We start from the raw sequence: 23,736 nt of genomic DNA, 5'->3' as shown, positions 1-23,736 counted from the left end.
GGTAGAACGTTCGGTCTGAAGCCTGCGTACCTGACGAACGCGGGTCACGCCCGGTGCGCGTGTCAGGAGCCGTGAGCTGAGGGCGCCCGCGGCGCGGCGGCGAGACCGCCGGGACGGGACTCGAAGACGATCGCCAGTGGTGCGGCGAGGAACACCGAGGAGTAGGTGCCGACGACGATGCCGATCAGCAGGGCCAGCGCGAAGTCGACGAGGGAGTCGCCGCCGAGCACGGCGAGCGCGGTGAGGATGAAGACCGCGCCGAGGCCGGTGTTCACGGTGCGGGGCACGGTCTGCAGGCTGCCGGTGTTGACCAGCCTCGAGAACGGGGTGCCGCGCCGGTCCTTCGGCCGGACCAGCTCGCGGATCCGGTCGAAGTTGACGACCGAGTCGTTGACCGAGTACCCGATGACGGTCAGCACGGCGGCCAGGAACACCCCGTCGATGGGCCGTCCCAGCCAGGCGAACACGCCCACGACCAGCAGCACGTCGTGGAGCATGGCCAGCACGGTTGCCGCTCCCCACTGCCAGCGGAACCGGACGGCCAGATAGATCAGTTGTGCGGTGAGCGCGACTCCGAGCGCGATCAGGGCGTTGCGGCGCAACTCCTCACCGAGGGTCGGCCCGATCTTCTCGTCGCGCAGCCGCTGGATGTCGCCGCCGCCCGCTCGGGCCAGCGCGGACCGTACCTTCGTTTCGGTTTCCTCGCCGAAGGCGCCGGCCCGGACGCTGATGTTGCCGTCACCGGAGGTGTTGACGACCGCCCGTTCCAGTCCCGCCGAGGCGACCGCGTCTCGCGCCGCGTCGGCCGAAAGCGGGGCGGTGGCGGCGTATTCGACGAGGCGGCCGCCGGTGAACTCCACTCCGAGGTTCAGCCCGCGGATCCCGATGCCGGCGACCGCGAGCACCACCGCCGCGGCGGACACCCCCAGCCATAGCCGTCGGCGTCCCATCAGGTCGGGATCGCGGGATTCCAGCCTGCTCCGGACCCAGCCGATGCCGGCGAGGCCGCTCCAGGCCGGCCGCCGGTTCAGCCAGCGGGCATCGGCCAGCGGACCGGCCAGCGCCCGAGTCAGGACAAGAGCGGTGAACATGGATACCGCAACACCGATGGACAGCGTGACGCCGAAGCCGCGCACCGGGCCGGAGGCGAGGAAGAACAGCAGCCCGGCGGCGAGCAGTGTGGTGATGTTGGAGTCGATGATCGCGGTCCAGGCGTTGCTGAACCCGCCTCGCAGGGCGGTTCGCAGGCTGCGGCGGGCGCCGCGGGCCGCGTACTCCTCCCGGGCTCTTTCGAAGACCAGCACGTTCGCGTCCAGGGCCATGCCGATGGCGAGAACGAAACCGGCCAGTCCCGGCAGGGTGAGGGTGGACCCGATGGCCAGCAGCGCGGCGTAGGAGATGAGGCCGTAGCAGACGAGGGCGATCGCGGCGATCCCGCCGATGAGCCGGTACACGGCGATGATGAACAGGATGGTCGCGATCATGCCGAGGATCGCGGCTGTCGCGGACGCCTCGATCGCCGCCGCGCCGAGGCTCGGGCCGACCGTACGCTGTTCGATGACCTCGACCGGGACCGGGAGCCCGCCCGCGCGGATCAGCAGGGCGAGATCCTTCGCCTCGCTCTCGGTGTAGTCGCCGGTGATCTGGGTGCGGCCGCCGGCGATACCGGCGTCGCAGGCGACGTCCTCGTTGACCTGCGGCGAGGAGATCACCTCCCGATCCAGGACGATGGCGACCCGCCGTGCGGGATCACCGGGTGCGGCGCAGGCGGCGTCGGCGGTCAGCTTGCGCCAGGTCTCTCCGCCGGCACCGCGGAAGTCGAGGCCGACCTGCCAGCCGGTGAACTGGTCCAGGGCGGCGGTGGCGCTGTCGACCTGCTGGCCGGACAGGGCGGCGGGTCCCAGCCGTAACCGTTCGCCGCTCTCCGCCGCAAGGACGAGCTCCCCGCTGGGCGCGCCACTCGGGCCGGGGGAAGGTTCTGCGGCGACGACGCCGAGAACGGGATGGAACGTCAGTTGGGCGGTACGGCCGATGACCCCTACCGCCTCGGCCGGATCGGTGACGCCGGGCAGTTCCACGATGATCCGGCGATCACCGGAGCGGGCCAGCGCCGGCTCGGCGACGCCGAGTTCGTCGACGCGGCGGCGCAGCACTTCGAGCGCCTCGTCGGTGGTGGCGGTGGTGGCCCGGGCGAACTCGCCGTCCCGGGTTTCGAGAACGATCTGCGCTGCTCAGCCCGCACGCCGTACTCCCCTCGCCGGAGGACCGATGATACCTGGCCTCGTCCGGACCAGGCGGCTCGTTCCACGTTGGCCGGCTCCGGGCCGCGAGGCCTCAGATCTCGTCCGGTTCCGCCGTCTCGGTCTCGAGGTGGGCGCGCAGCCAGCTCTCGGTCGTGGCGACGTGCAGGAGCGCGGCCGCGTGCGCCAGCGGGCCGTCGTGGGCGGCCAGGGCCGCGTAGATCGCTTCGTGTTCGGCCAGGGTTCGTCCCGCGGCGTTGTCGTCGACGAGGCCGCGCCAGACCCGGGCCCGCAGAGTCCGGCTCGACACGCCGTCCAGCAGCGTCGACAAGGTCCGGTTGCCGGTGGCGGCGAAAACGGCGCGGTGGAAAGCGGCGTCGTGCTCGTTGAGCAGCTCCACGTCGTCGCGGGCGCCGCGCATGGCCTCGAGATGTCCGCGTACGGCGTCGAGCTGGTCGCCGGAGATGCGCTCGGCGGCCAGGCCGGTTGCCACCGGCTCGAACAGCCGGCGTACCTCGGTCAGCTCCAGCAGGGTATGACCCTGTAGCAGCTCGACCGCCACGCCCACGCCCTCGAGCAGCAGCTCGGGTTCGAGGCTGGTGACGTAGGTGCCGGTGCCCCGGCGTACCTCCAGGACATTGGCGACCACCAGCGCTTTGACCGCTTCTCGCATGAGGTTGCGGCCCAGGCCGAGGTCGGCGGCGAGCTGCTGTTCGGGCGGCAGCCGGGAGCCCGGGCGCAGCTCCCCGGTGAGGATGAGCTCGCGGATGCGGGCGATGGCCTTGTCCGTCAACGACACTGTCGATCCTCCCTGCCGGGAGCCCAACGTAGCAGAGACATCCCATGTCAGCCGAGTACTTCAGCACGGCGGAGCCAGCCCGGCTTTCGGTTAACTCGGCATTACGCGGCAATTTCGGCCGGATCTATGGACAGGGCTGCGTCTACGGGTCTACAAAGACATCCCATGTCCGGTTCCATCGACGGCGATAGATCGGAGCACCGATGAGACTTCGAACCGGCACCGCGGGAGCCGCGCTTCTGCTGGCCGCCGCGCTCACCGCGGCGTGCGGCGACGACGGCGGCAGCGCCGGCGCCTCCGCCGACGGCAAGCCCCTGGTCGGGGTGGACTACCCGCGTTCCGACACCGACTTCTGGAACTCGTACATCAAATACACACCGCAGTTCGCCGGCGAGCTCGGCGTCGATCTGAAGACGACCAACTCGCAGAACGACGTGGCGAAGCTGACCGCCAACGTGCAGACCTTCATCAGTCAGGGCGTCAAGGGCGTCGCGATGGCCCCGCAGGACACCGCCGCCATCGCGCCGACGCTGCAGCAGCTCGAGGCGAAGAAGATTCCGGTGGTCACCGTCGACACCCGGCCCGACACCGGCAACGTCTTCATGGTGGTGCGGGCCGACAACCGGGCGTACGGCGAGAAGGCCTGTCAGTTCCTCGGGGCCAAGCTCAACGGCGCCGGCAAGGTCGTGATGCTGCAGGGCGGTCTGGACTCGATCAACGGCCGGGACCGCACCGAGGCGTTCAACGACTGCATGAAGAAGAACTACCCGAACATCACGGTCTTCGGCGAGGCGACCAACTGGGACGGCGCCGTCGCCTCGCAGAAACTGCAGACCCGGCTCACCGAGCACCCCGACATCAAGGGCGTCTACATGCAGTCCAGCTTCGCCCTGGCCGGCACGCTGCAGCTGCTCAAACAGCGCGGCCTGCTGGTGCCGCCGACCGATCCGAAACACGTCTTCGTGGTCAGCAACGACGGCATCCCGCAGGAGCTGAAGGGCATCGCCGCCGGCGAGATCGACGCCACGGTGTCGCAGCCCGCCGACCTCTATGCCAAGTACGCCCTGTCGTACGTGAAGGACGCCATCGACGGCAAGACCTTCCAGCCGGGACCGACCGACCACGACAGCACGATCATCCAGGTCCGGCCGGGACTTCTCGAGGACCAGCTGCAGGCCCCGCTGGTCACGGCGGACGGCGCCACCTACGGCGGCGTGCCGAGCGTGAAGTCCGACGACAAATCGCTCTGGGGCAACAACCTCAGCTGAGGCGACCCGGCGAGCGGAGGCAGCACGACATGAGTGACAACCAGGCCGCCCTGCCCGTGGTGGAGGCGACGAAGATCAGTAAGCGGTTCGGATCGACAGTGGCCCTCCACGACGCCGATCTGGTCGTGCAGCCGGGGCAGACGCACGCTCTGGTGGGCCGCAACGGGGCCGGGAAGTCCACGCTGGTCTCGATCCTGACCGGACTGCAGCAACCGGACGCCGGCCGGCTGCGGTTCGGCGGGCGGCCGGCGCCGAGGATCAGCGACCGGGACGCATGGCGCCGCGAGGTGGCCTGCGTCTATCAGAAGTCGACCATCATCGGCTCGCTGTCGGTGGCCGAGAACCTCTTCCTCAACCGGCAGGACCGCGGCCGCGCCGGTCTCCTGGACTGGCCGGGGGTGCGGCGGCGGGCGCGGGAGCTGCTGGCCACGTACGGGGTGGAGGTCGACGCCCGCACGCTGGCCGGCGACCTCTCGGTGGAGCAGCGGCAGTTCGTCGAGATCGCCCGCGCGCTTTCCTTCGGGGCACGGTTCATCATCCTCGACGAGCCCACCGCCCAGCTGGACGCCGCCGCGATCGCCCGCCTGTTCAGCAAGATCCGCGAGCTGCAGGCGCAGCGGGTCACCTTCCTGTTCATCAGCCACCACCTGCAAGAGGTCTACGACATCTGTGACACGGTGACGGTCTTCCGGGACGCCCGCTGGATCGTCACCGCACCGGTCGCCGAGTTGCCGCGCGCCGATCTCGTCGCCGCGATGACCGGCGACGCGGGCGGCTTGACGGCGACCCGGGAACGGCCGGCGGTCAGCGCCGCCGGGACGCCCATGCTGCGGGTCAGTGATCTGAGCGGGGACAATTTCGCCGAGCTGAGCCTCGACATCCGGCCGGGCGAGATCGTCGGCGTGGCGGGAGCCGGCGGTAGCGGGCGGACCGAGCTGGCCGAGACCATCGTCGGGTTGCGGCGACCCGCGTCCGGCACCATCACCGTCGGCGGCACGCCGGTCAAACCCGGCGACGTCGGCGCCGGCCTCGCCGCGGGCATCGGGTTCGTCCCGCAGGACCGGCACCGCCAGGGCTTCGTCGCCGACATGTCGATCGCCGACAACGCCACCATGACGATCGCCGGGCGCCTGGGGCGGGCCGGCCTGATCAGCCGGCGCCGGACCGACGCCGAGGCGCGCGCCATGATCGAGAGCTTGGCGATCAAGACCACCGGTCCGGAGCTTGCCGTACGCGCTCTGTCCGGGGGCAACCAGCAGAAGGTGGTCATGGCGCGCGCTCTGGCCAGTCAGCCGCGCCTGCTGGTGCTGATCAACCCGACCGCCGGCGTCGACGTCCGGTCGAAGGAGTTCCTGCTGAGCAAGGTCGACGAGGCCGCCGACAGCGGCACCGCCGTGCTCGTCGCCTCGGACGAACTGGACGACCTGCGCCCCTGCGATCGGGTCCTGGTGCTGTTTCAAGGGCGCCTCGTCACCGAACTGCCACGGGGCTGGCATGACCACGAACTGGTGGCCGCGATGGAGGGATTGAACCGGCATGTCTGACACCGCAACCGCGCAGGCGTCCCAGCGCGACGCACCCGACCCGCCGCCGCGATCCGGCCGTCGTACGGCCCGGATCCGTTTCGCCCGGCTGCGCGATCTGGTGCTGGTGCCGGCGATCGTGGCCATCGCCGTCATCGGGCAACTGGTCAGCCCGGTGTTCCTCAACCGCGACAACCTGATCAACATCCTGCAGACGATGTCGGAGATCGCTCTGCTGGTGCTGGCACAGACACTCGTTCTGATCGCGGGCAAGATGGACCTGTCCCTGGAGTCGACCTTCGGCCTCGCGCCCGGCATCGCGGCGTGGCTGACCGTGGCCGCCGGCGCCGGGCACGGCCTCGGCGCGCTCTCCGGCGTCTGGGCGGTGCCGATCACGTTGCTGGTCGGCGTTCTGGTCGGCGCCGCCAACGCGGTTCTGATCGTGCGGTTCGGGCTCAACGGATTCATCGTGACCCTGGGCATGCTGATCGTGCTCCGCGGCCTGCTCACCGGCATCTCCGGCGGCCAGACCTTCTTCGGGCTGCCCTCGTCGATGATGTACCTCGGCACGGCCGTGTGGCTCGGGCTGCCGGCCTCGGTGTGGCTGTGCCTGGTGCTGTTCGCGGCCGGCATCGTGGTGCTCGGCTACACCCGGTTCGGCCGCGCTCTCTACGCCATCGGCGGCAACGCCGACGCCGCCCGGGCCGCGGGCATCCGCGTCGAGCGGGTTCTGACCATCGTGCTGATCGTGGCCAGCGTCCTCGCCGCCCTCGGTGGCCTGCTCCTGTCCGGGCGGCTGGCATCGGTCGCCGCGGCCCAGGGAAACGGCTACATCTTCACCGTCTTCGCCGCGGCGGTGATCGGTGGCGTCAGCCTCAACGGCGGCAAGGGCACCGTGTTCGGGGCCTTCACCGGCATCCTGTTGCTCTATCTGATCCAGAACGTGCTGACCCTGGCGTCCGTACCGGCGCAATGGATCGGCGCCCTGAACGGCGCGATCATCCTGATCGCCCTCGTGCTCTCCCGGATCACCTCAGGCAAGGCCCAGGACTGAACGACCGGAGTGACCCCATGACTGCTGTTCGCGCTGCTTCGATCATCGGCCTTGACGTGCTCGACGTGCGCTTCCCGACGTCGGAGCATCTCGACGGATCCGACGCCATGAATCCCGAACCGGACTATTCCGCGGCCTACGTCATCCTCCGGACCGATGCCCCGGACGGTCTGGAGGGTCACGCGCTGGCCTTCACCACGGGGCGGGGCAACGACGTGCAGGCGGCTGCCATCGCCGCGCTGGCACCGTACGTGGTCGGCCGGGATGTGCACGACATCTGCTCGGACCTGGGCGGCTTCGCTCGCGCCCTGACCCACGACCCGCAGTTGCGCTGGCTCGGGCCGGAGAAGGGCGTCATCCACATGGCCACCGGGGCGGTGGTGAACGCGGCGTGGGATCTGGCCGCGAAACGGGCCGGCCTGCCGGTGTGGCGCTTCCTCAGCCAGATGTCACCCGGCGAACTCGTGTCGCAGGTGGACTTCCGCTGGCTCGGCGACGCGCTCACCCCGCAGGACGCGCTCGAGTTGCTGCGCCGGGCCGAACCGGGCCGGCCGGAACGCACGGCCCGGCTCATCGAGACCGGCTACCCGGCGTACACCACCACACCGGGCTGGCTCGGTTACTCCGACGAGAAGCTGACCAGGCTCGCGCGGGAGGCGGTGGCCGACGGTTTCACCCAGATCAAGCTGAAGGTCGGCGCGTCGCTCGAGGACGACATCCGCCGGATGCGGGCCGCTCGGGCCGCGGTCGGCCCGGACGTGCGGATCGCCGTCGACGCCAACCAGCGGTGGGATGTCGCGCCCGCGATCGAGTGGATGCGGGCCCTCGCCCCCGACCGGCCGTACTGGATCGAGGAGCCCACCTCGCCCGACGACATCCTCGGGCACGCCGCCGTACGAGCCGGAGTCCAGCCGATCAAGGTGGCCACCGGCGAGCACGTCGCCAACCGGGTGGTCTTCAAGCAGTTGTTGCAGGCCGGCGCCGTGGACATCGTGCAGATCGACGCCGCGCGGGTCGGCGGCGTCAACGAGAACATCGCGATCCTGCTGCTGGCCGCGAAGTTCGGCGTCCCGGTGTGCCCCCACGCGGGCGGTGTCGGCCTGTGCGAGATGGTGCAGCATCTGGCAATGTTCGACTACGTCGCCGTCTCGGGCACGGTCGAGGACCGGGTGATCGAGTACGTCGACCATCTGCACGAGCATTTCGTCGACCCGGTACGCCTGCGCGACGGCCGCTATCAGGCCCCGGCCCGGCCCGGGCTCAGCGCGCAGATGCTGCCGCGGGCGCTCAAGGAGTACGCGTACCCCGACGGTCCGGTCTGGTCCTCCCGTGTCTGACCCCGGCCTGGTCGACGCCCATCACCATCTGTGGGATCTGGACCGGCGCCCGCAGCCCTGGCTGGACGAACCGGCCCACCAGCCGATCCGCCGGGCGTTCGGCACCGCGGACCTGGCCGCGGCGGCCACCCGTCCGATCGCCGGCCGGCGGTTGCGGACCACGGTGCTGGTGCACTGCCTGGCTTCCGTCGGCGAGACGAGGGAGCTTCTGGCCCTGGCCGCCGAGGATCCGCTGGTCGGAGCCGTGGTCGGCTGGGTGGATCTGACATCGCCGGCGGTCGGCGACGTTCTCGACGAGTTGAGCGCCGGGCCGGGCGGCGCGTACCTGCGGGGTCTGCGTCATCTCGTCCAGGGCGAGGACGATCCCGGCTGGTTGCAGCGCCCGGACGTCGAGCGCGGGTTGCGGGCGGCCCGGCAACGTGGTCTCGGGTACGACCTTCTCGTCCGCAGCCACCAGTTCCCCCAGGCCATCCGCCTCGCCGAGCGTCTGCCGGAGCTGCCGATGGTCCTCGACCACGCGGGCAAGCCACCGATCGCCGGTGGCGACCTCACGGACTGGGAACGGCAGCTGCGCCGCCTGGCCGAGCACGAGCAGGTGATGTGCAAGGTCTCCGGGCTGATCACCGAGGCCGACCATGCGCTCTGGAGCCCGGCCGACATCCGGCCGGTCGTCGAGGTGCTGCTGTCCGCGTTCGGCCCGCGGCGGCTGATGTTCGGGTCCGACTGGCCGGTCTGCACGCTGGCCGGCGGCTGGAACCGCTGGGCCGCGACGGTCGACGGTCTGCTGTCCGGCTGTTCACCCGAGGAGGCCGGCGCCGTGCTGTCCGGCACCGCCCGCTCCTTCTACGGATGTTGACCGCCTGTGAGGCCGACGGTTGCCGTTTTCCGTTCACCGACGTCGATGCCCGTGCCAGAATCTCGGCCATGCTGCACCGAGACGAGGCCGCCCTGGCCGCCTATGTGGCCGACCGCCCCGGTCAAGCCGTGCTGGTGATCCGCGAATCTCCCGACGACGAGATGGCCATGGCCGCGCTACGAGCCGCGGCGGACGCCGTCCGAGCCATCCCCCACCCCGACGAGCCCACCGCGCCCTTACCCAATGCGGCAGACGCCTTTCTCAGCGACGACGGCCCGACCCTCCACCTGGATCTGCAGGACCACGCCGGCCAGGCCCCGCGGGTGGTCGCGGCGGCGTTGGCCGCGCTCGACGCCGGCGGGGTGTCCGGCCGCCTGGAGCCGCTTCGCCCACCGGCGCCGCCTTACGAATACGACGCGAACGCCCACATCCTCACCGGCGTGACATTCCTGGAATCGCTCGACGAACGCGGTCTTCCACCCGCTTTCCCCCACGCTTTTCCCATTCCCGCCGAAGCTGTTCTGGTGCTGGCCCAGCAGTCCAAGTCAGACACTTGGCAGCACGCGGCCTGGCGCCGCTCACACCCATTCGCCGAATACCCCGAAGCGCTGCGCGCTTTCGGTTGCGACTTGGAGCCGGTGACAGCCCGGGACGCCCTCATGAAGGCCACAGGCATGACCCGGGACCTGATCCGCCACCCCGCCGGCTCAGGCAGCGTCTCCTCCTACCACGAATACGGGGCAGGCGACGACCCCCGCCTCTTCTACGTCAGCGTGGTCTGGCGCCCATCTGTTTGAAGTCCGCCGCCGGTCATACGTTCATGGTGCGCAGCCGTACAGCCTCGAGGTAGTCCCACAGGGCGCGTTCGCGGTCGGCGTCGTAGGACTCGCTCGACGAGGGTGTCACGCGGGTGCGGTCGACGTACGAGCCGGACGGCGCGGCCGTGCGCCCGGTGATGGTGGCGGCGAGCCGGCGGCCGGCCGTCGCGGCGTCGTCGATGGCCGGCGTCACCGTGAGCAACGGGACGACCCGGTCGTTGAGGAAGCGGGCGAAGGGCTTGGCGTGCCGGCCGTGCCCGGTGGCGGGGACCAGGCCGGGGCTGTGCGCGACGATGTCCACGCCAGGAGGCAGGCGCCTCGCCCACTCGTGCACCAGGTACATCGCCGCGAGCCTGCTGGTCGCATACGCGGTGTACCCCGCGGCGGCGCTCGCCGGCGACGGGAAGGCGCCCGGCCGGGCCAGGACGCTCGGGTCGGCCCAGCGTGGTGCCGGGGTCAGTCCGTACGTGTGCCGTAGATCCCCGAAGTGTGTGCCGCTGTTCGTGAGCACGATCCGGGCCGGGCCGGCCAGCCGGGATTCGAGTGCACGCAGAAGCAGATGGTTGGCCAGCACGTTCACGGCGAACGTGGTCTCCAGGCCATCCGGTGTGGTGTGCAGGGCATCGGTGAACTGGACGCCCGCGTTGCCGGCGAACCCGCGCAGCGGCGGCAGCTCTCCCGCGTCGAGCAGAGCGCCCACGGTTCGGCCGGCCGACTCGACACTGTCGATACTCGCCAGTTCGGTGTTCACGACCGTGACCCGGTCGTCGGCCCGTAGCTCACGCATCGCCTGGGCGCTGGTGGACTCACGGGCGAGGACGACAAGCCGGAGCTCCGGGTCGTCGTGCAGCAGGGCGGCCGCTGCGAAGCGCCCGATTCCCCGGGTCGCGCCAGTCATGACCAGCGTGTGCATATTTTTCTCCGTTCCCCTCGGCTGGCAACACCGATGACGCTAGAGCGATCAGTTCGCCGAAAGCGTCACCACGGAGTGGACAGTTCGCTGTCGCTCGCATGGGGGACCGGTTTTTCGGGCCCCGGTCACCTTTTGGTGACCGGGGCACTAAAAAGTGCGTTCTTCCGCGATCGGTATCGGCCTCCTACGGTTTTCCAGTAACCGAAAGAAAGTACGGAGGCAATTGACATGGCCGTAGCCCTGGTGAACCCGAGCGGGCTGCCCGAGATCCCGATCTACCGACACGTGTCGGTGGCCACCGGGTCGAAGCTCATCCACGTCGCGGGCCAGGTCTCCTGGGACGAGTCGGGCGCGCTGGTCGGCGACGGCGATCTCGCCGCCCAGGTCGAGCAGTGCTACCTGAACGTGGGAACCGCTCTGGCCGGCGTCGGCGCGACCTTCGCCGACGTGGTGAAGCTGACCATGCACGTCGTCGCCTGGAAGCCCGAGCAGATGCCGCTGGTGCTGGACGGGATCAGCCGCGCGGCGGCGAAGCTGGGCGTCACCCCGGCGGCACCGGCGTCGCTGTTCGGCATCGTGGCGCTCGACGTGCCGGAGCACCTCGTGGAGCTGGAGGCCGTCGCCGTGCTGGACTAGCCGGCGGCCGGGTCGCGGAATCGGCTACGGGACGCCTCGATGTGACCGAGGTACCGCTGGGTCCAACCGCACATCCCGTCGGCCACCTGACGCAACCCCTCGCCGGCCTCGGTGAGGGTGTAATCCACACGCGGCGGGATGGTGGGGTAGACGGTTCGCTCCACCAGCCCGTTGCGTTCCAGCATCCGCAGATTCTGGGTGAGCATCTTGTGGCTGATGCCGCCGATCTTGGTACGGAGCTCACCGAAGCGCAGGGCGCCGTCGCCCAGGAACTCGATGATCAGCAGAGCCCACTTGTTGGCGACATCCGAGAAGATCTCGCGCGCCAGCGAGTCCGCCCGGGCCAGATCGGCTTCCGGCGGCAGCCCACTGATCTCTTCCCGAGTTCCCATCCAACACTCTCCTTCGGTTCCTGAGTAACTGACAGAGAGTATCGCGGGGCGCGGGGTCAGCGCTGATTCCCCGCGCGCAGCCAGGCGATGTAGTCCGCGGCGGCGGCGGCGGTGTCGTACCGGGGTTCGAAACCGGTGTCCTCGCGCAGGCGTGTGATGTCGAGCCAGCTCACCGGGCGGTTTCCGCCCGAGGGAAGGTCGCACCGGAACTCCGGCTCGACGGAGCGGATCGCGGTGATGACGTCGGCGTTGCTCGTGGCGCGACCGGAGGCGACGTTGTACGTGGAATGGCTCAGCTTCGGCGCGAGCTGCAGCAGCGCGAGCGCGCGACCGGTGTCCTTGACGTACAGCAGGTCGAGGGCGTCCTCCGCGTGCGGCGGCGCGATGAGCCCCGACAGGTCGGGCTCGGCGCGCCGGGCTGCGGCGTCGGCCAGGGAAGGGGCGGCGAAGAACGGGTCGGGCAGGTGTCCGCCGGGGCCCCAGGTTCCCGAGATGCGTGCGTTGACGATCTCCACGTCCGTCACGTCCGAGAGGTGGCCGGCGAGGAGTTCGGTGATCTTTTTGAACGTGGGGATGGGGTGGGAGTGCTCGAAGGAGATCGGCACGTCCTCGGTCAGCCCACCTTCGGCGGCGAAGCCGTAGACGCCGATGGTGCTCGCGGTCACGACACGGCGCACACCCCAGGCCTGCGCGGCGCGGGCGATGTTGAGGAACGCCTCCAGGGCCGCCCCGGTGGCCTCGATCGGGTCGTCGTCGGTCACCGGCCAGGGCAGGGCGACGGCGAGGTGCACGATCCCGGTGATCGGGTACTGCCGGCCGACGGCGAGCAGGGCGTCGAGGTCGGCGACGTCGGCCTGGACGAGGTGAAGGGGCAGGTCGGTGAGGTGCGGGGGAGCCTGCGGAGTGCGGCGCTGGAGCAGGACGCACTCCTCACCGGCCTCGGTGAGGGCGCGGACGGTGTGGGAGCCGATGAAGCCGGCTCCTCCGGTGACGAGAATCATGGTGATGCCTTTCGAAGTGACTCTGATTGTCAGGAACTCAAACGATCAGTAGTGCTGACGATCAGAGTACGCCTAAGATGGTGGTCATGTCCACAAGCGCTGACCCGCACGAGGTCCTGGGGTACCTCCTCAAGCACGCGACCCAGAAGCTCACGGCGTTGACGGACGCGGCGCTCGAACCGCTGGGGATCGACAGCAAGGAATTCGGGGCGCTTCGGGTCCTGGCCAACCGAGAACCGGCGTCGCAGCTGCAGGTGGCGCAGACGCTCGGCGTCGACCGCACCACGATGGTGGCGTTGCTGGACGTGCTCGAACGCAAGGGCGTCGTCACGCGACGACCCGACCCCGCGGACCGGCGCAAGAATGTCGTCGAGCTCACCGAGCAGGGGTTGCAGATCTACGACGCGGCTCAGGTCGCGTACCGAAAGGCCGAGAGCACGTTCCTGGCCGGGACCAGCCCCAGTGCGTCGGATCAGTTCCGCCGGACGCTGCGAACCCTCGTGGAGAACTGAGCGGACCCCGGGCTCAGCGGGCGTTGCAGAGGGCGTGGTCGACCAGGTCGGTGGTGATGTCCGCCTTGGGCATCCGCACGCCGGGGTCCGGCTTGAGCGAGTCGGTGTTGATCGACACGGTGACGCTGCGGGAACCGTTCGGGGTGACGCCGTTACGGGTCATGAAGCCGGGGATGTCGCCGCCGTGGCTCCAGTAGCCGCCGCACGAGTTGTCCGCCCACACGATGCCCAGGCCGTACCGGGCGCCGGGCCACCTGGCCCGCAGATTGTCGTCGGTCGCCACGGTGCGTTGCATCTCGGCGAGCTGGGCGCGCTTGAGCACCTTGCCGGTCACCAGCGCCCGCAGGAAGGTGTTGGCGTCGTCCGCGGTGCTGATCATCTCACCGGCCGGGCCGGCCAGGGACGGGTTCAACAGTGTGGCGTCGATCGGCTCGCCGTAGCGGGGGTCCTCCGGCGTCGCGCCCAGGCCGGGGAACCGCTGGTAGCCCACCGCGTGCGGGCGCGGGATCGTCGGCGTGGTCCCCGGCAGGTAGGTGTCGCGCAGGCCGAGCGGCCGCACGATCCGGTCGCGGACCTCCTGCTGCCAGGTGTGGCCGGTGACCTTCTCGATGATCATCGAGGCCACGACGTAGCCGGTGTTGGAGTAACTCCACCGCGTGCCCGGCGCGAAGTCGGCCGGGAACCGCGTGGCCAGGCCGACGAGTTCGGCGTTCGTCCAGGTACGCAGGCGCGACTCCTGGAATCCCTCCTCGGTGCCCATGGCGGTCATGGCGTTGGTGTACTCGGGCAGGCCGCTGGTGTGTTGCAGAAGCTGCCGGACGGTGATCTTCCGGCCGTCGTTGCCGTTGCTGCGGATGAGGCCGGGCAGGAACCGTTCGACCTTGTCGTCCAGCGACAGCTTGCGTTCGCCGGCGAGCTGCAGCACCGTCGCCGCCACGAACGGCTTGGTGTAACTGCCGATCCGGAACTTCGCGTCCCACGCGATCGGGGTGCGCCTCGCGACGTTGCCGTGACCACTACGCACCCGGATGTCACCGCGCGGCGTGTCCAGTTCGACCAGCACGCCGGGTGCCCCGTACCTCTGTAGGGCGTCAGCGTCGGACTGCAGCGTGGCGCCCAGGCCCGAGCCGTTGGTTGTGGCTTGTGCGGCTCCGACACCGACCACGGTGGCTCCCGCCACCGTCGCCGCGAGCATGACGGCCGCAAATGATTTCCTCATGCCGACGACGCTAGAAAGATCGATGAGAGAAAACGTCACCACACGGTGGACACTCCGTCGTCCCCCGCCCGAGGGACACCTGGCCCGGGGCAGATCCTTGTCCCCCGAGCGAGCTACCCGCAGGTGTCCACTGTGCGGTGACGATTTCCGGGCCGTTGATCCATAGCCTTCCTCTCAGTGCGGCGCCCCGGGCCGCGGGCCTGGTGAAGGAGTCGTCATGCGTTTCGTCAAAAAGTTCCTGGCCGTGCTGGTGGTCATGGTGGTGGGCGGTCAAGCGACCGCCGCGGTGCGGGACAACCCGTGGCTGACCCTCGCCGTCGGCCTGCTGTCGGCGGTCCTGACCATCCTCACCTACCGCTGGGTGGTGCGGCGCACCGAGCATCGCGAGGTCACCGAACTGGCCGGCGGCGTTTCCCGATTCGCCGCGGGGGCGCTGATCGGCGGTGCGATGTTCGCGTCGGTCGCGGTGAACCTGGCCTTCAACGGCGGTTTCCACGTCGGCGGCATCGGCTCGGTGCCGAACACGGCCGGCATCCTCGGGTTCATGGCGGCCGCCGCCGTGACCGAGGAGGTGCTGTTCCGGGGGGTGCTGTTCCGGATCGTCGAGGAGCGGATCGGCACGTACCCGTCGCTGATCCTGACCGGTGTGGCGTTCGGCGCCATGCACCTGCTCAACGAGAAGGCCACCCTCTGGGGGGCGCTCGCCATCGCCGTCGAAGCCGGGTTCATGCTGGCCGCCTGCTTCGCCGCCTTCCGCAACCTGTGGGTGCCGATCGGCCTGCACTTCGCCTGGAACTTCCTGCTCGCCGGCATCTTCAGCCTCACGTCGTCCGGCAACGGCCTCGGTCAGGGCCTGCTCGACGTCACGATCACCGGTCCGAAGCTGTTCACCGGCGGGGAGTTCGGTCCCGAGGGCGGCGTGGCGGCGGTCGGCGCGGGCACCCTGCTGACCATCGTCTTCCTCATCGTGGCCCACCGCCGCGGTCACATCGTCCGGCCGGGTGGCCGGAGCGCCGGCGTCACCGAGGCCACCACGGTTGCCCGGTGATCGATGTCCCCGGAACGCCTGTCAACGCCAGACGCTTGTGTGTGCTCCGTATCGGGCCCATGGCAGCTGGATCGTTCGGGGGTCGACGTCGTAGCTGGTGCCGGTGCTGGTGTGAATGGTGAGGGTGTCCACGCGGGCGGTGGTGGCCTGGCCGGGCCACCAGGCGGCCCAGAAGTCGTCGTGGATGGTGGCGGTGACGGTGGTGCCGTCGGCGAGGTTGATGTCGACGCCGTTCACTTGGGGGCCCAGGGAGCCGTTGAGGGAGTAGTTCGCGGTCGTGGGGTCCTCGTCCGGGGTGGCGTACGGCGTACCGCCGAGGACCTGGACGTCGGTGCCGGCCGGCCAGGTGTAGGGGTGGTCCCACACCGTGGACGACCCGCCTTGGAAGTCGTCGCCGCCTTTCAGGCCGCTGATGACGATGAGGGGGTCGCGGGCGGTGCCGGAGCCTTTGGTGATGTCCACGCAGTAGGTCCAGTCACCGCGGCGGTCGATCAGGATGCTGCGCCGGGCGGCCGCCTGTGGGCGGGCGGGGACGCCTTGGATGCCGACGCCGATGCCGGTGAGGTCGGTGCACTTGGACGCCTGGGTGGCGATGTCCTCGTCGCCGGCTTGCCGGCTCGCCTCGGCGGCGGTGGTCGCGCTGGTGGGGACGGCGCTCCAGCTGGCGTAGCCGGCCGGGGCGGTGGGGTCGGCGGTGAGGATGACCGTGGAGGTGACGGCGACGGCGGCCACCGCCGTGAGGGCCAGGCCGATGCGGCGCGGTGCGGGCCGCGCCCAGACCGGCCGGCGGTCGGTCGCCGCTTCCCGCACCAGCAGGGCGCGTACGGCGGCGTGCCGCTCACGGTCCATGCCGCCGAGGGTGGAAGTCATGACAGCTCCGGTTCCGTGACAGTGGAGGTGTTCGGGACGGGATCGTCGGCGTGCAGCCGGGCTCGTGCTCGCGACAGCCGGGAGCGGACGGTGCCGATGGGCACGCCCAGGGCGAGTGCGGCTGAGGCGTAGTCCAGGCCCTGCCAGACGCACAGGGTCAGGACTTCCTGTTCGGCTGGACGGAGCCGGGCGAAGGCCGCCTGTAGCCGAGCCAGTTGACGTTGATCGTCCAGCCGGGCGGCGACACCGTCGGCGTGGTCGGGCTCGTTAGCGATGGCGGGCAGGCGGTCCAGGGCGGCGCGGTGGCGCCGGGTGGTGCGCCAGCGGCGCTGGATGGTGCGCCGGGCTATGCCGTACAGCCAGGGGAGTGCCTTGCCGTCGATGAGCTCGACGTCGTGGCGGCGGCGCCACGCTTCGAGGAAGACGATGGACACCAGGTCGTCGGCGGTGTCCAGGGAGCCGGTGCGGCGAGCGCAGTAGCTGTGGATCGCGTCGCCATGGCGGTCGAACAGCACGCCGAAGCTGTCCGGGTCTCCGGCGATCGCGCGGCGCCACAGCTCGCCGTCGCCGAGCTGACTCTCCGGGGCGTCCGGTGGTCTGCTACGGGCGGAGTGGGGCTTCGGCGGCATCCCCGGCATTGTGCTCACACCTGTTCATGCCCCCAGCGCCCGTCGAGTTCCCGTACGGCGAGTGTCCTGTGTTTCTGGCCATAACCGGGAGGTCTTGCGCCAGGACTCCTCTGCCGCAATAGTTGGCACTGCCAAACAAACTGATCGCCAGAAAGAAGGAACGACATGCCTCGCATCGCCACCGTCGACCCCGCCACCGCCGAGGGTCAGGCCCGCACGCTGCTCGGCCGGGTCGAGAAGGCCCTGGGCGTCACCCCGAACATGATGCGGGCGATGGCCAACTCGCCGGCCGTGCTCGACGCCTACCTCCAGTTCTCCGGCGCGCTGTCCAAGGGCCGGCTCCCGGGCCGGGTGCAGGAGCAGATCGCCCTGGTCGCGGCCGTGGAGAACGAGTGCGGCTACTGCCTGGCCGCGCACACCGTGCTGGGCGCCCGGGCCGGTCTCTCCGAGGACGACCTGGTCGCCGGCCGCGGCGCGCGGGCTTCCGACCCGAAGGTCGAGGCGGCGCTGACCTTCGCCAAGGCGATCATCGCCAGTAAGGGCTTCGTCACCGACGAAGACCTGGCCAAGGTTCGCGCGGCCGACTACGACGACGGCGAGATCGGCGAGATCGTGGCCGCCGTCGCGCTCAACACGTTCACCAACTACTTCAACTCGGTCGGCCAGACCACCCTCGACTTCCCGGCCGTCGAGGGCGTCGCGCTGCGCGACTGACATCGACAGCCCTTCCGGCCAGACCACTGAGGAGCCGACCATGTCCCACCATCTCGATTCGCCGCTCGCCCGGCAGGATCCCCGCCTCAACATCACCGACCAGTACGTGTTCGACAGCCCCGGCGCGACAGTCCTGATCATGAACGTCCGCACCTCGCTGGCCGGCGACGCGACCCCGGCCGGCTTCCACGACGAGGGCCGATACGAGTTCAAAATCGATGCCTTGGGTACGGGCGTCGAGGCGCTCACCCTTCGCCTGGTCTTCGACGCCGGACAGAATTACCGCGTCTACCGGCTCACCGGAGCCGAAGCGGCCGACGACGCGGCCACCGGAGCCGAGATTGCCCGGGGCCGCAGCGGCGTGGTCACCTCCGGCGAAGGTGGCATCCGGATCTGGGCCGGGCGCGCGGCCGATCCGTTCTTCCTCGACCTGCGGCAGCTCGGCCTGATCGACCAGATCGTGCAGCACGGGCAGCCGGCCGATCCGCGCCCGCCGGCCGACGTGGCCAGCACGTTCGCCGGGGCAACGGTTTCGAGCATCGTCCTCGAGATTCCGCACTCCGACCCCGTGCTTTCGCCGGGTCGTGAGATCCGGGTCTGGAGCGTGGCCAAGCTCGCCACCGACGTCGGCGGCTGGCGGCAGATCAACCGGGCCGGTCTGCCGATGATCTGGCCGATCTTCCGCGACCACGACTCCGAGGTGTCCAGCCACGCCAACGAGACCCGGCCGGCCGAGGACCGGGACCGCTACGGCAAGGCAACCGAGGAGCTGATCCGCGACACTGTGCGGCGGCTCGGCACCACCAGCCGGCCCGAGGCGTACGCGGCCACCGTGGTCCAGCGCCTCTTCCCGGACACCCTCCCGTACGTCGTCGGCACCGCGGCCGCCTTCTCGTTCGCCGGGTTCAACGGCCGCCGCCTCGGCGACAACGCTCCCGAGGTGATGTTCTCGCTGGTCACCAACTCCGCGGTCAGCACCGGCCTGACGCCGGCCGGCACTTCGGACGAGTTCCCCTTCGTGATCCCGGCCGAGGTCGGCTGAGCCCGCCCGCCGCGCGACGGCACCGGTGCCGCACCTGGCCGCCGGTGCCGTCGCGCGGCAGTACGATGGCGGCCGTACGCAGGGAAAGGACCGTTGCGCATGCCAGAGGTTCCGGGGCCACCATCGACCAGCCAGCTGCTGATCGGTCTCGCCCGGCTCGGTCAGGCCGTGCGCATGGAGGCCTGGCGCAACGCCGGCCCGCACAACCTGTCGCCGTTGCAGGCCGACATCGTCACGCTGCTGCTCAACAAGCCCGGCCCGATCCGGCAGGGCGAGATCGTGACCGCGCTGGCCTCGACGCCGCCCACGGTGTCCGACGCGGTGAAGGTGCTGCGCAAGAAGGAACTGCTCGAGGCCGCCCGCGATCCGGGCGATGCCCGCGCGACGCTGCTCGGTCTGAGCCCGCTCGGCCGCACGGAGGCCGACCGTCTGCGCAGCCAGTCGGAAACGCTGACGGGTGCGCTGAAGGCGCTCTCGCACGACGACTTCGCGGCCATGCTCCGCGGCATCACCACGCTCATGCGCGAGCTTCAGGACCGGCAGGCGATCCCGGTCTCGCAAATGTGCCTCACCTGCCGCTTCTTCGTTCCCCGAGCCCACCCGGACCAGCCCGACCGGCCCCACCACTGCAACTACGTCGACGCCCCGTTCGGTGACGCCGAGCTGCGGGTCACCTGCCCCGACCACGAGCCGCCCACCGATTCTTGACAGCGATCCGGCTGCGGTCTCAGGAGCGGAGGAAAGCCAGAAGGTCGGCATTGATCGTCTCGGCCTGGGTGGTCGGCATGCCGTGCGGGAAGCCCGCGTAGGTCTTGAGCGTGCCGTTCTTCACCAGCTCGGCGGTGCGGGGCGCCGTCGCGCCGTACGGGACGATCTGGTCGTCGTCGCCGTGCATCACCAGCACCGGCACCGTGATCTTTCGCAGCTCCTCGGTGTGGTCGTCTCGGGCGAAGGCGTAGACGCAGTCGAAGTGCGCGTTCGCCGCCCCGGTCATGCCCTGGCGCCACCAGTTCTCGATGATCGCTTCGGAAGGCTCGGCGCCGTCGCGGTTGAAGCCGTAGAACGGCCCGGCCGCGACCTCCCGGAAGAACTCCGACCGGTTGCCGGCCACGCCGCTCTGCAGGCCGGCGAACGCCTCCGGCGGCAGGCCGTGCGGGTTGGCCGGGCTCAGCCGCATGTCGGGCACGACGGAGCTGATCAGTACGACCTTCGCCACCCGGCCCTCGCCGTGCCGGCCGAGATAGCGCACCACCTCACCGCCGCCGGTCGAATGCCCGATGAGCACGGCGTCGTGGAGGTCGAGCTGCTCGATCAGCGCCGCGAGGTCGTCGGCGTAGTGGTCCATGTCGTGCCCCTCCGGGACCTGCGCGGAGCGGCCGTGCCCACGACGGTCGTGGGCGATCACGCGGAACCCCTGGTGCTTGAAGAAGAGCATCTGGTTGTCCCAGTCGTCGGACGTCAACGGCCAGCCGTGGCTGAAGACGAGCGGCTGACCGCTGCCCCAGTCCTTGTAGAAGATCTCGGTTCCGTCAGTGGTGGTGATCGTTGGCATATCCGTACTCCATAGTCGTTCGGCGCGATGTTCCGCGGCTGAAGCTATGGGGTGGTACTGAATGACTTGTGAATTAGCTGACGCGGCTGGTCCCGTACCGGTCAGGCGTGGGTTTTTCCGAGTTCCGCCAAGAGATCGCCGGCTCGGCGGGCGAACAGGTGCGCGCCACGCTCGGCGGACAGCGCCCGGGCGCGTTCGGCCGCGGCCTTCACCGCCTCCGCCGGTTCCCCCGAGGCGGCCAGCATCCGCGCCCGCAGCAGCAGGAGAAGGCCTTCGGCGTAGCGCTGACCGAACAAGTTCTGGTAGTGCTCGGCCTGGTCGAGCGCGGCCGTGGCCTCGGCCGGGCGGCCGGCCATCAACCACATCTCGCCGATGAGCGCGTAATGAAAGGAGACGCCCCACTGTGGAGGGTCGAGCAGCGACGTCACGGTCTTCAGCGCCGCCGCCGCCGCGCCGGCCGGATCATCGCCGGCGCGGGCGCGTGCCCAATGCCGCGTGAGCCGCAGGTAATGGTCGACGTGGGCGTAGTCCTGCGGATCGCCGGCGATCCACCTCGCGACCGATCGCGCCGCCCAGCCCGGGTCGTCGATCATCGTGGCGACCATGCCGCTGTAGTGCGACGAGATGGTGACGGCGTACGGCAGGTCGCCCGCGTCCGCCTCGACCTGGTCCAGCAGGGCACGGGCCCGGCCGACGTCGCCGTGCAGGGCGGTCACCACCCCCTGCATCATCGGCCAGGCGATCTGCAGGTCGTGCCGCAGCGGGTTCTCACCGAGCGCCGTGTCCCGGGCGGTCAGCGTCTGGTGCGCCCGGTCCAGATAGAGGTGCGCCTCGTCGATGTTGCCGAGGTCCCACTGGTGCAGTCCCCAGGCCTGCTGGCCGCACGCCCGTACCGCCGGGTCGGCCGACGTCTCGCTCCAGTCGAGCAACCGGCGGGCCAGCCGTCCGCGGTCCGGCTGGGTGAACTGCGTGACCCGGATGACGCGGGTGAAGAGGATGTCGGCCGCCTCGTTGTCGCGGCCGAGAGCCCGGGCCAGGTGTTCGGCCCGGTCCAGCACCTCGTCGGCCGCCGGTTGGCCCAGCCGCATCCTGGCCATGGTGAGCCGGGTCAGCGCGGACAGCTCCACCTCGCCGAGGTTCGCCGACCGGGAGACCTGCGCGGCCGACGTCAGATGGCGTACCGCCGATTCCAGCGCGGTCTTGCGGACGGCGGACTCGGAGGCGCGCAGCAGCGCCGCCGCGGCCCGCTTGGGGTCGGCGAGCGGGCCGGCCGACCACAGGTGGTGGGCCAGCCGCTCGGCCGTCGAGTCACCGTCCGGGTCGAGGGGTTCCAGGGCGTCCGCGATGCCGAGGTGCAGCCGGGCGGCCTGGCGCGGCGGGATCGACGCGATCACCGACTCCCGGACCAGGTCATGGGCGAAGCGAAAGGTGAACGGGTTCTCCGGCGTGGTCTCCAGCAGGCCCATCGTCAGCAGCGGATCGACGCGGTCGAGGCAGAGCTGCACGTCGACGGACAGCGCGCCGGCGAGCAGGCGCAGGTCGACGTCGCGCCCGAGGAGGGCAGCCGTGTGGAGCGCGGGGACGGACTCCGGTTCCACCCGCGCCATCCGGTCGCGGACGACGTCACGGATGGTCGACGGCACCGCCGGCCGCGGGCCCGTCCCGTCGCCCGGCGATTCCGGGCCGCCCGGCAGGCGGGACAGTTCCCGCACGAAGAACGGATTGCCGGCGGTACGCGCGTGCAGGCGCCGGGCCTCGTCGCCGGCCGGCCGGCGGCCGGTCTCCCGGCGGACGAGCTCGGCCACGTCGGCCGGGCGCAGCGGGCCGAGCTGAATCCGGCGGTGGTGGGGAACGCGGCTCGCGGCGGCGAGCGTGTGCAGCAGTTCGGGCCCGGGCACCGGCGCCCGGTCGCGCAGCGCCCCGATGACCAGGGTGCCGCCGCTCAACCGGGCCACCAGATGATCGAACAACTGGAGTGAGGTCACGTCGGCCCACTGCAGATCGTCGAGGATCACCACCACCGGCCAGTCGGCGGCAACCGCCGCGACCAGTGCCACGGCCTGCTCGAAGAGACGAAACCGGGCGCGGTTGTCCGGGTCGAGGCTGCCGCGGAAGCCGTCGTCGCGGAACTCGACCAGGCGACCGAGGTCGCGGTCGAGCCATTCGCGGCGCCGTGCGGCCGGCTGGGCGTCCAGGAGCTCCCGCACCACCTGCGTCCACGGCCACATCGCCGGCGTGCCGTCGCCTTCCAGGCAGCGGCCCCAGACGACCAGAGCGCCCCGGCGGCCGGCCTCGGCGGCGGTCTCCTCCAGCAGGCGGGTCTTGCCCAAGCCCGGTTCGCCCTGTACCACTACGAGCGCGGTGCTTCCGCCGGCCGCCGCCGCGACGGCTTCCCGGCACAGCCGGACCTCCTCGGCCCGGCCGACGAGCTCGGTGGGCGCCGGCGCGGCCGGGGCCGGCGCGGGCGGTGGGGACGTCACTGCCTGTCGCAGCACCCGCAGCTTGGCCTCCATCAATTCCGCGCCGGGGGTGACGCCGAGCTCCTCGGCGAGCCGGGCCCGCGTGGCGGCGAAGACCGACAACGCCTTCGCCTGCTGCCCGGCGGCTCCGAGGGACAGGACCAGAGCGGCCTGGACCGGTTCGTGCAGCGGCTCCATCGCCGCCGCCAGCTCCAGCGCCGGCACCAGTTCACCGCCGCGGCCCAGTGGCACCGCCAGCTCGGCCGCGGCCGTGCAGGCGGCGAAGAACTCGCCGTTCAGCCCGGTGAAGAGGGAAATCGCCTCCGGTCCCACGGGCAGTCCGTCGCCGGCCGGGCCGTGCCAGAGCCGCAACGCCTGGAGGTACCGGTCGAGGGCGGCGCCGGGGCTGGGCACGCCCCGGGCCGTCTCGACGAGTTGCCGGAAGGCGAGCAGGTCGAGCGTTCCGGCGTCGGCCATGAAGACGTAGCCGTTGCCCCGGCGAAGCAGGTAGGAGCCGCTGGCCCGGGCGGCCAGCGTGGGCTGCAGGACGCGGCGGACGCCACCGACGTACTTGTGGATGACGTTGAGCGCGGTGACGGGCGCGTCCTCGCCCCAGATCATGTCGACCAGCTCGCCGTTGCGGACCGGCCGTCCGACCCGTGCCACCAACAGGGCCAGCAGGTACGCCCGCTGGCGTGGGCCCACGTCGATCTCGTCGGGACCGCGCCACACTCGCATCGGACCCAGGATCTGCACGCGCAGGGCGTGGCCGTCGCTCTGCGAATCCCCTGGCACGCTCACGCCCGTCAACCGCCCCCCGGCCTGCGCATCGTGTGCGCGCCGAGTCTACGTCC

At 70.6% G+C, this 23,736-nt stretch carries 22 protein-coding genes; 12 read left to right on the top strand and 10 right to left on the bottom strand.

Annotated features, from left to right (window positions below):
- Nucleotides 1–62: 62 nt before the first annotated feature.
- Together secD and AB0C26_RS35820 are read right to left on the bottom strand one after the other, a co-directional pair.
- Nucleotides 63–2,222, bottom strand: a complete 2,160-nt coding sequence (gene secD, locus AB0C26_RS35825; protein ID WP_360257137.1) for a protein translocase subunit SecD — start codon at nt 2,220–2,222, stop codon at nt 63–65.
- 112 nt (nt 2,223–2,334) lie between these two features.
- Nucleotides 2,335–3,039, bottom strand: coding sequence for a FadR/GntR family transcriptional regulator (locus tag AB0C26_RS35820; RefSeq protein WP_360256783.1), 705 nt, complete (start codon nt 3,037–3,039; stop codon nt 2,335–2,337).
- 203 nt (nt 3,040–3,242) lie between these two features.
- On the opposite strand from AB0C26_RS35820, the gene AB0C26_RS35815 reads away from it, so the two are divergent.
- From AB0C26_RS35815 to AB0C26_RS35790, 6 genes are read left to right on the top strand one after another with little or no spacing between them, the layout of a single operon-like run.
- On the top strand, nt 3,243–4,307 hold the full coding sequence (locus tag AB0C26_RS35815; RefSeq protein WP_360256781.1) for a sugar ABC transporter substrate-binding protein: 1,065 nt from the start codon (nt 3,243–3,245) through the stop codon (nt 4,305–4,307).
- Nucleotides 4,308–4,336: 29 nt separating this feature from the next.
- Nucleotides 4,337–5,851 carry a sugar ABC transporter ATP-binding protein gene (locus AB0C26_RS35810; protein WP_360256779.1) on the top strand — a complete coding sequence of 505 codons (1,515 nt, stop codon included), beginning with the start codon at nt 4,337–4,339 and terminating at the stop codon, nt 5,849–5,851.
- Nucleotides 5,844–6,884 carry an ABC transporter permease gene (locus AB0C26_RS35805; protein ID WP_360256777.1) on the top strand — a complete coding sequence of 347 codons (1,041 nt, stop codon included), beginning with the start codon at nt 5,844–5,846 and terminating at the stop codon, nt 6,882–6,884. The genes AB0C26_RS35810 and AB0C26_RS35805 overlap by 8 nt, the downstream gene beginning before the upstream one ends.
- 17 nt (nt 6,885–6,901) lie before the next feature.
- Nucleotides 6,902–8,221 carry an enolase C-terminal domain-like protein gene (locus tag AB0C26_RS35800; RefSeq protein WP_360256775.1) on the top strand — a complete coding sequence of 440 codons (1,320 nt, stop codon included), beginning with the start codon at nt 6,902–6,904 and terminating at the stop codon, nt 8,219–8,221.
- A complete protein-coding gene (locus AB0C26_RS35795; RefSeq protein WP_360256773.1) occupies nt 8,214–9,077 on the top strand; it encodes an amidohydrolase family protein in 864 nt (287 codons plus the stop codon). Before AB0C26_RS35800 ends, AB0C26_RS35795 begins: the two co-directional genes overlap by 8 nt.
- Nucleotides 9,071–9,874 carry a hypothetical protein gene (locus AB0C26_RS35790; RefSeq protein WP_360256771.1) on the top strand — a complete coding sequence of 268 codons (804 nt, stop codon included), beginning with the start codon at nt 9,071–9,073 and terminating at the stop codon, nt 9,872–9,874. The genes AB0C26_RS35795 and AB0C26_RS35790 overlap by 7 nt, the downstream gene beginning before the upstream one ends.
- 13 nt (nt 9,875–9,887) lie before the next feature.
- Here the strand turns inward: AB0C26_RS35790 and AB0C26_RS35785 are convergent, their stop codons facing one another.
- Nucleotides 9,888–10,808 carry an SDR family NAD(P)-dependent oxidoreductase gene (locus AB0C26_RS35785; RefSeq protein WP_360256769.1) on the bottom strand — a complete coding sequence of 307 codons (921 nt, stop codon included), beginning with the start codon at nt 10,806–10,808 and terminating at the stop codon, nt 9,888–9,890.
- Nucleotides 10,809–11,036: 228 nt separating this feature from the next.
- Between AB0C26_RS35785 and AB0C26_RS35780 the strand changes: the two genes are divergently transcribed.
- The gene (locus AB0C26_RS35780; protein WP_360256767.1) at nt 11,037–11,444 is read left to right on the top strand and encodes a RidA family protein; all 408 of its coding nucleotides are present in this window, start codon (nt 11,037–11,039) and stop codon (nt 11,442–11,444) included.
- On the opposite strand, the gene AB0C26_RS35775 is transcribed toward AB0C26_RS35780, so the two are convergent.
- Together AB0C26_RS35775 and AB0C26_RS35770 are read right to left on the bottom strand one after the other, a co-directional pair.
- Nucleotides 11,441–11,836: a helix-turn-helix domain-containing protein gene (locus AB0C26_RS35775; protein WP_360256765.1), complete on the bottom strand. Its 396-nt coding sequence runs from the start codon at nt 11,834–11,836 to the stop codon at nt 11,441–11,443. The two genes, AB0C26_RS35780 and AB0C26_RS35775, sit on opposite strands and share 4 nt — an antisense overlap.
- A 56-nt stretch (nt 11,837–11,892) precedes the next feature.
- Nucleotides 11,893–12,837 carry an NAD(P)-dependent oxidoreductase gene (locus AB0C26_RS35770; protein WP_360256763.1) on the bottom strand — a complete coding sequence of 315 codons (945 nt, stop codon included), beginning with the start codon at nt 12,835–12,837 and terminating at the stop codon, nt 11,893–11,895.
- A gap of 86 nt (nt 12,838–12,923) precedes the next feature.
- Between AB0C26_RS35770 and AB0C26_RS35765 the strand changes: the two genes are divergently transcribed.
- Nucleotides 12,924–13,349 carry a MarR family transcriptional regulator gene (locus AB0C26_RS35765; RefSeq protein WP_360256761.1) on the top strand — a complete coding sequence of 142 codons (426 nt, stop codon included), beginning with the start codon at nt 12,924–12,926 and terminating at the stop codon, nt 13,347–13,349.
- A gap of 13 nt (nt 13,350–13,362) precedes the next feature.
- Here the strand turns inward: AB0C26_RS35765 and AB0C26_RS35760 are convergent, their stop codons facing one another.
- Nucleotides 13,363–14,568 carry a serine hydrolase domain-containing protein gene (locus tag AB0C26_RS35760; protein WP_360256758.1) on the bottom strand — a complete coding sequence of 402 codons (1,206 nt, stop codon included), beginning with the start codon at nt 14,566–14,568 and terminating at the stop codon, nt 13,363–13,365.
- Nucleotides 14,569–14,785: 217 nt separating this feature from the next.
- On the opposite strand from AB0C26_RS35760, the gene AB0C26_RS35755 reads away from it, so the two are divergent.
- Nucleotides 14,786–15,616 carry a type II CAAX endopeptidase family protein gene (locus tag AB0C26_RS35755; protein ID WP_360256756.1) on the top strand — a complete coding sequence of 277 codons (831 nt, stop codon included), beginning with the start codon at nt 14,786–14,788 and terminating at the stop codon, nt 15,614–15,616.
- 21 nt (nt 15,617–15,637) lie between these two features.
- On the opposite strand, the gene AB0C26_RS35750 is transcribed toward AB0C26_RS35755, so the two are convergent.
- On the bottom strand, nt 15,638–16,486 hold the full coding sequence (locus AB0C26_RS35750) for a hypothetical protein (RefSeq protein ID WP_360256753.1): 849 nt from the start codon (nt 16,484–16,486) through the stop codon (nt 15,638–15,640).
- On the bottom strand, nt 16,483–17,115 hold the full coding sequence (locus AB0C26_RS35745; protein ID WP_360256751.1) for an RNA polymerase sigma factor: 633 nt from the start codon (nt 17,113–17,115) through the stop codon (nt 16,483–16,485). The genes AB0C26_RS35750 and AB0C26_RS35745 overlap by 4 nt, the downstream gene beginning before the upstream one ends.
- Before the next feature lie 165 nt (nt 17,116–17,280).
- Here AB0C26_RS35745 and AB0C26_RS35740 point away from each other — a divergent pair, with 165 nt between their 5' ends.
- The 3 genes from AB0C26_RS35740 to AB0C26_RS35730 all read left to right on the top strand — a co-directional run bounded on the left by AB0C26_RS35740 (nt 17,281) and on the right by AB0C26_RS35730 (nt 19,579).
- The gene (locus tag AB0C26_RS35740) at nt 17,281–17,829 is read left to right on the top strand and encodes a carboxymuconolactone decarboxylase family protein (protein WP_360256749.1); all 549 of its coding nucleotides are present in this window, start codon (nt 17,281–17,283) and stop codon (nt 17,827–17,829) included.
- 40 nt (nt 17,830–17,869) lie between these two features.
- Nucleotides 17,870–18,871, top strand: coding sequence for a DUF4331 family protein (locus AB0C26_RS35735; protein ID WP_360256747.1), 1,002 nt, complete (start codon nt 17,870–17,872; stop codon nt 18,869–18,871).
- A gap of 99 nt (nt 18,872–18,970) precedes the next feature.
- On the top strand, nt 18,971–19,579 hold the full coding sequence (locus AB0C26_RS35730) for a MarR family winged helix-turn-helix transcriptional regulator (RefSeq protein WP_360256745.1): 609 nt from the start codon (nt 18,971–18,973) through the stop codon (nt 19,577–19,579).
- 19 nt (nt 19,580–19,598) lie between these two features.
- On the opposite strand, the gene AB0C26_RS35725 is transcribed toward AB0C26_RS35730, so the two are convergent.
- Together AB0C26_RS35725 and AB0C26_RS35720 are read right to left on the bottom strand one after the other, a co-directional pair.
- The gene (locus AB0C26_RS35725; RefSeq protein ID WP_360256743.1) at nt 19,599–20,423 is read right to left on the bottom strand and encodes an alpha/beta hydrolase; all 825 of its coding nucleotides are present in this window, start codon (nt 20,421–20,423) and stop codon (nt 19,599–19,601) included.
- Nucleotides 20,424–20,524: 101 nt separating this feature from the next.
- Nucleotides 20,525–23,683 carry a BTAD domain-containing putative transcriptional regulator gene (locus AB0C26_RS35720; protein WP_360256741.1) on the bottom strand — a complete coding sequence of 1,053 codons (3,159 nt, stop codon included), beginning with the start codon at nt 23,681–23,683 and terminating at the stop codon, nt 20,525–20,527.
- Between the last annotated feature and the right edge of the window lie 53 nt (nt 23,684–23,736).

This window comes from Actinoplanes sp. NPDC048796, from assembly GCF_040650035.1.
Lineage (GTDB): Bacteria > Actinomycetota > Actinomycetes > Mycobacteriales > Micromonosporaceae > Actinoplanes.
The sequence above is the reverse complement of the archived record's forward strand: the minus strand, read 5'-3'. Positions and strand labels throughout refer to the sequence as shown.